The sequence below is a fragment of the Deinococcus sp. genome (assembly GCF_030523985.1).
Lineage (GTDB): Bacteria > Deinococcota > Deinococci > Deinococcales > Deinococcaceae > Deinococcus.
Genome location: NZ_JAUNHK010000040.1, coordinates 17,309 through 22,876, shown reverse-complemented (window position 1 = coordinate 22,876; position 5,568 = coordinate 17,309). Strand labels below are relative to the sequence as shown.

The 5,568-nt window shown below is 68.7% G+C and carries 6 protein-coding genes; 3 read left to right on the top strand and 3 right to left on the bottom strand.

The features are described from left to right. Window positions 1-515, bottom strand: a 515-nt coding sequence (locus Q4C89_RS07770) for a TlpA disulfide reductase family protein (RefSeq protein ID WP_303102037.1), incomplete at its 3' end; no start/stop codon positions are given. Between the two features lie 127 nt (window positions 516-642). Here Q4C89_RS07770 and Q4C89_RS07765 point away from each other — a divergent pair. Genes Q4C89_RS07765 through Q4C89_RS07755 form a run of 3 tightly spaced genes read left to right on the top strand, consistent with a single transcriptional unit; the run spans window position 643 to window position 4,017 of the window. Further along, window positions 643-2,958, top strand: a complete 2,316-nt coding sequence (locus Q4C89_RS07765) for an amylo-alpha-1,6-glucosidase (RefSeq protein WP_303102036.1) — start codon at window positions 643-645, stop codon at window positions 2,956-2,958. Further along, window positions 2,955-3,632: an NUDIX domain-containing protein gene (locus Q4C89_RS07760; RefSeq protein ID WP_303102035.1), complete on the top strand. Its 678-nt coding sequence runs from the start codon at window positions 2,955-2,957 to the stop codon at window positions 3,630-3,632. The genes Q4C89_RS07765 and Q4C89_RS07760 overlap by 4 nt, the downstream gene beginning before the upstream one ends. A 34-nt stretch (window positions 3,633-3,666) precedes the next feature. Continuing rightward, window positions 3,667-4,017, top strand: coding sequence for an FUN14 domain-containing protein (locus Q4C89_RS07755; protein ID WP_303102034.1), 351 nt, complete (start codon window positions 3,667-3,669; stop codon window positions 4,015-4,017). A 97-nt stretch (window positions 4,018-4,114) separates the two neighbouring features. On the opposite strand, the gene Q4C89_RS07750 is transcribed toward Q4C89_RS07755, so the two are convergent. Together Q4C89_RS07750 and Q4C89_RS07745 are read right to left on the bottom strand one after the other, a co-directional pair. Beyond that, a complete protein-coding gene (locus Q4C89_RS07750; RefSeq protein WP_303102033.1) occupies window positions 4,115-4,810 on the bottom strand; it encodes a zinc metallopeptidase in 696 nt (231 codons plus the stop codon). A 92-nt stretch (window positions 4,811-4,902) separates the two neighbouring features. Beyond that, window positions 4,903-5,568: aminotransferase class IV (locus Q4C89_RS07745; RefSeq protein ID WP_303102032.1), on the bottom strand; the 666-nt coding region annotated here is incomplete at its 5' end.

Below are 5,568 nucleotides of genomic sequence, written 5' to 3'. Positions count from 1 at the left end.
TGCTGCACCACGCCGTCACGGTCAATGAAGACGGTGTGGGGAATCCCGGTCACGTTGTAGGCCATCGCCGTTTCCACGCCCCGGTCACGCAGGTTGGGGTAGTTCAGGCGGTAGTCCCGGATAAAGTTGCGGGCATTTTGCTCCTTGGTTTCGTTGAACAGGATGCCCACGACGGCGGGCGCGTCCGGGCGGGCGCTCAGACGCGCAAAGAGGGGCGCTTCCTCACGGCAGGGGACACACCACGACGCCCAGAAATTGACCACCACCGGGCGGCCCCGGTAGTCCGACAGCCGCACCGCCTCGCCGTCCAGCCCGGTCAACTCGAAGGCGGGCGCTGCCTTGCCGACCAGTGGCCCCGCGCCCCCCTCCCCCGCCGGGCGCAGCAAGGCCCAGCCCAGCCCAGCGACCACTCCCCCGGCCAGCAGGGGCGGCAAGGCGCGTTGCCACAGCGGGCGAGGCGCAGGCACCGGGGCAGAGACTGAGGCGGGCGAGCGGGGCGGACGGTCAGGGGTCATGCACTCCCGAGTCTAGCGCCGGGCCTCAGGGACGGGGCGGAAACGGTGGCCCAAGCCCCAGGCCACCGCAGGATTTCCGAACGGGAGGGAGCGTGCTGGGCCGCAAATCTGCCATCCTGAGCACGTTATGACTTCTGCTGCCGTCTCGCCCGCTTCGGCCTATACCTACGGCCCACAGGCGGCCCGCAATCCCGACCTCGAAGTTCTGCTCACCGACGGACAGGGTGGCTTCGCCATGAGCAGCCTGACCGGGGTGCCCACGCGCTGCTACTCGGGACTGGTGGTCAGCCAGCAGCCGCCCGTGGACCGCTACTGCCACCTCGTCTCCCCGCTCGAACGCCTGGAAGTGGGCGGCGAAAGCGTGGACCTGCACACCCTGGAGGTGGCCCCCGGCGTGTTCGAGGGGCGTGGCCTGGACCTGCTGACCGGGGCGACGGTCTGGGACCTGCTGCCCGAGCGCGAACAGCTCTGGCGCGGGGTGCGGGTGCGCCGCCATGCCTGTATGCCGCAGGATTCGGGGGCGTTGGTGCTGCTCTACGAGGTACGGGCCCGCCAGAGCGTGACGCTGACGCTGGGCGGCTTTTTCGTGGACCGCGACATGCACGCCGTCCACACCGCCACGCCGCACCTCCAGTTCCGGCCCCAGGGCCATGAGGTGCTGGTGCAGGGCGAGCGCGATACTTCGGTGCGCCTGCTGACGCGCTTCGAGGGCGGGCGCGGGGCCAGCGTGCTGGCGGCTCCGCTGGTGCAAGCACTCACGCCGCAGCCGTTCAGTCAGCGGCTCTACTACCGGGCCGACGCAGCGCGGGGGGAAAGCCCGCACGACTACGCCCTGGGCTGCCCGCTGTGGAGCGTGACCCTGCCCCCCGGCGGCGGCGAGGTGGCGCTGGTCGTGCAGGGCGTGGCGCCGCAGGCTTCCGGCGTGCCCGACCCCTGGATCGCCTTCGAAGCCGAGCTGGTGCGCCGCCGCAGCCTGGCCGAGCGGGCCTGGCAGGCGACGGGCATTCGGGACGAACTGGTCGCCACCCTGGCGATTGCCGCCGACGCCTACCTGGTTCGGCGCGGCCCTGTCCGGACGAACCCGGAACAATCCCAGGCCGGGGGGCAACCGCTGAGCGTCATCGCGGGCTACCCCTGGTTTGCCGACTGGGGACGCGACGCCATGATTGCCCTGTCGGGCCTGACCCTGGTGACGGGCCGCCCCGAAGACGCCCAGGAACTGCTGCTGACTTTCCTGTCCCAGATGAAACGGGGCCTGATTCCCAACCACTTCGACGAGCGCGGGCAGGGCGCGGGGTACAACACGGTGGACGCTCCGCTGTGGCTGGCGGTGTCGCTCGAACGCTACGCCCGCACCACCGGAGACGCCCTGTTCGTGCGGCGCACCCTGCCGCTGCTGCGCGAGATGCTGGGCCACTTTGTAGAGGGCACCGATTTCGGCATTCGCATGGACCCCGAAGACGGCCTGCTGCTCTCGGGTGAGGAGGGCACCCAACTGACCTGGATGGACGTGAAGATTCAGGACTGGGTGGTCACGCCCCGGCACGGCAAACCCGTCGAGATTCAGGCGCTGTGGCTCTCGGCGCTGGGGGCCGAGCTGCGGCTCTCACAGGCGCTGGGCGAGGCCCCGCAGTTTGCCGAGGTGCTGGAAAAGGCGCACCATTCCTTCAAGCAGAAGTTCTGGAACGATACGGCGCTGCGAAGCTCCGCCCCAGCCACGACCCAGCCCCCGCTGAACGTGGCACAACTGGGCGGGTCGGTAGGTGGCCTGATGGCCTTGAGCGACCTGCTCGACACCGACCTGCCCGGAAACAACGCCGAACTGCTCGACACCGGGCCGCAGCCGACCACCCCCGGTCTGGCAGGCGGCTTGGGCGTGGGCCGCCGCACCCAGGACGCACCACTAGCGATTCTGGCCGACGGCCTGACGCCGCAGGGCGAGCGGGACCTCTCGGCGCGGCCCAACGCCCTGATTGCCCTTTCGCTGATGGACACGCCGGTGGTGGACGAGCAGATAGACGCGGTGCTGGCGCAAACCGAGCGAGAACTGCTGACCCCGCTGGGCCTGCACACCCTGTCGCCGCAAGACCCCCGTTACCTCGGCCACTCTGGCGGCCCGCAACTGCTGCGCGACGCGGCCTACCACCAGGGCACCGTCTGGCCCTGGCCTCTGGCGGCGTATGTCGAGCTGCTGCTCTCACGCGGCGAAATCAACCGCGCCCGCGCCACCCTGACGGGCCTGACCGGGCACCTCTGGGAGGCGGGCATCGGGCACATTTCCGAGGTCTTCAGCGGCGACACCCTCACGCCGGGCGGCTGCCCCTTCCAGGCGTGGAGCGTGGCCGAAATGCTGCGGGCGCATGTGCTGGTCAGCATCAGCGAGGCGCAGCGGGCCGAAGAACAGCGGCTGGAACAGCAGGGCCTGGCCTCTTCGCTCACATGACCCCGCTCTCTCTCCCTCCCCAGGCCACGCAGGTCGGGCTGGCGGTTGACGTGGCGGCCTTCGCCATGCACGCGGGCGAGTTGCGGGTGCTGCTGGTGCAGCGCGGCGAGTTGCCCCATGCCCAGACCTGGGCGCTGCCGGGCGGCTTCGTGCAGCCGGGCGAAGAAATGCACGAAGCGGCCCTGCGCGAACTGAGAACCGAAACGAGCGTGAGCCTCGAACCCCGGCACCTCGAACAGTTTTTTACCTTTGGCGAGGTGGGGCGCGACCCGCGTGGGCGCATCGTCAGCGTGGCGCATCTGGCGGTACTCCCGCACGGCACGGTGCAGGCGCGGGCCGGGGGCCACACCGTGGGGGCCGAGTGGCTCAGCGCCCACACGCCGCCGCCGCTGGCCTTCGACCATCAGGCGATTCTGGAACGGGCCATTGCCCGACTGCAATTGCGGCTGGAATACGGCAATCTGGCGCTGGAATTTCTGCCCGATACCTTCACGCTCCCCGAATTGCAGGGCGTGTACGAGGCCATCGGCAACCGCGAACTCGACAAGCGCAACTTTCGCAAGCGGATGCTGGCCTCGGGTGTGCTGACCCCCTGCGGCGAGCGGCGCAGCGGGGTGGGCCGTCCCGCGCAGCTCTACCGCCGCACGAAGGGAACGCGCGTGGTGGCCCTGTAAAGGTGGCCCTGTAAAGGCGCAGTAGCATGAGCGCGTGACCCCTGCTCCCGCCACCGACCCCGCCACCCAGCTCACGACGGGCCTGCAAAGCATCCTCCCCGACCTGGGGCTGGGCAGTCTGCTGGGGCTCGCCGCCGGGTACGCGGTGCGGGTGGTGGGCCGCGCAGCGCTGCTGGTCATCGGGCTGGCCTTCATCGTGGTGCAACTGCTGGCGCACTACGGCATCGTCACGGTGGACTGGCTGCAACTTCAGGCCCTCACCGAACCCTGGTTCCGCACAGGCCGCGAAAGTCTGGGTGACTGGTTCTCGCGGGTGTTTCTGGCGAATCTGCCGTTCGCTGGAGCCTTCGTGGTGGGCTTTTTGCTGGGCCTGCGGATGCGGTAGAGGGCAGAGAGTCAAGGGCAGAGGGAAAACAGCGAAGGGCCGAAGCATGACGCCTCGGCCCTTTGTTTAACCCTCTACCCTACACCCTCAACCTTCTTCAATCGTCGCTGCTACGCGCCATGCCCAGCACATTCAGGAACTGGGCCAGTGCCATCGCAAAGCCCGCGACGTAGGTCAGAGCCGCAGCGGTCAGCACCTTCTGTGCGCCCTGCTGCTCGGCGCCGCCCCCGCCCAGACCACGCTCGCGGATGTAGACCAGGGCGCGGCGGCTGGCGTCGAACTCGACTGGCAACGTGATGAGGTGAAACAGCAGCGCCAGTCCGAACAAAATCGCGCCGACCCAGACCAGGCCCGAGATGTTGACGACCAGACCGACCATCAGCAGCAGCGGGGCGAGGTTCATGCCCAGGCTCAGTGGCACAGCCATCTGCCCACGCAGCACCAGGGCAGGCATCCGTACCTTGTCCTGAATGGCGTGCCCGACCTCGTGCGCCGCCACCGCCATCGCGCCGATGCTGGGCACGTCGTAGGTGCTCTCGGACAGGCGCACCACCTTGGCCTGGGGGTCGTAGTGGTCGCTGAGTTGCCCCGGAACCCGCTCGATCTGCACGTTTTGCAGGCCGTTTTCGTCGAGCATCATGCGGGCGATCTGCGCCCCGGTCACGTTGCGGGGGTTGCGAATGCTGCCCCATTTCCTGTAGGTGCTGCTCAGGTAGCCCTGAATAATGAACGAAACCACCATGACCACCAAAATCAAGGGGCCGTATGGCCCGAAAAATCCAAGTAAGTCCATCTGTTCCTCCTGCCTTTAAATCTTAGCGGGACACACTCAACCTCTATGAGAAAAATGCCCGCCGACTTGAGTTCGGATTTACCTGCCCTGCCTTACAGGGGCCAGCACAGGGCCGGGTGGGTCACGTCAGGCCAGAGCGGCAGCAGCGGCCTTGGCCCCAGTTGACGCACCGGCACGACGCCGACGCCCGCTCCACACACCCAGGCCCGCGTCACCTGCGCGAGTTCGGACACGTGAATGGGCCGTTCGTCGTGGTCTTGCCCGGTCAACCACTGCGCCCGCGTGGTGCCGGGCAGCCCGCCCGCCGGAACGACCAAGCGTCCGCCGAGTTCCAGGACGGGCGAGGTACGCGAGCCGTCCACCACCTGCCCCGCCCCGTCCGTCAGCAGTCCCTCGAAGGCCCCCGCCTCCGTCGCCTGCGCCCCCGCCAGTCGGTAGGGCAGGTAATTTCCGGTCTTGTGGGCCGCCAGTTGCGGGTGGGTTTGCCAGTCGGTGAGGACGACGGAAACGCCACCTTCGGGCCGGGGGCCGGGTTGCAGGGGCCGAAAGCTGAAGAAGGTGCCGTCGTCCGTCACGGTGACGCGCAGAAGGTGCGTGCCGGGGGGCAAGGCGGGCAGACGCTCGTCCGGTTCAGGCAGTCCCAGGAAACCGCACGTCCCCGCCAGCCGCGCCAGATGCTGGGGCCAGAGCAACGCCTCGCCGCCCTGCACGCGAACCGTGGTGAAGGCCGAAGCGCCGTGCAGCGCGGCAGGGGTTTG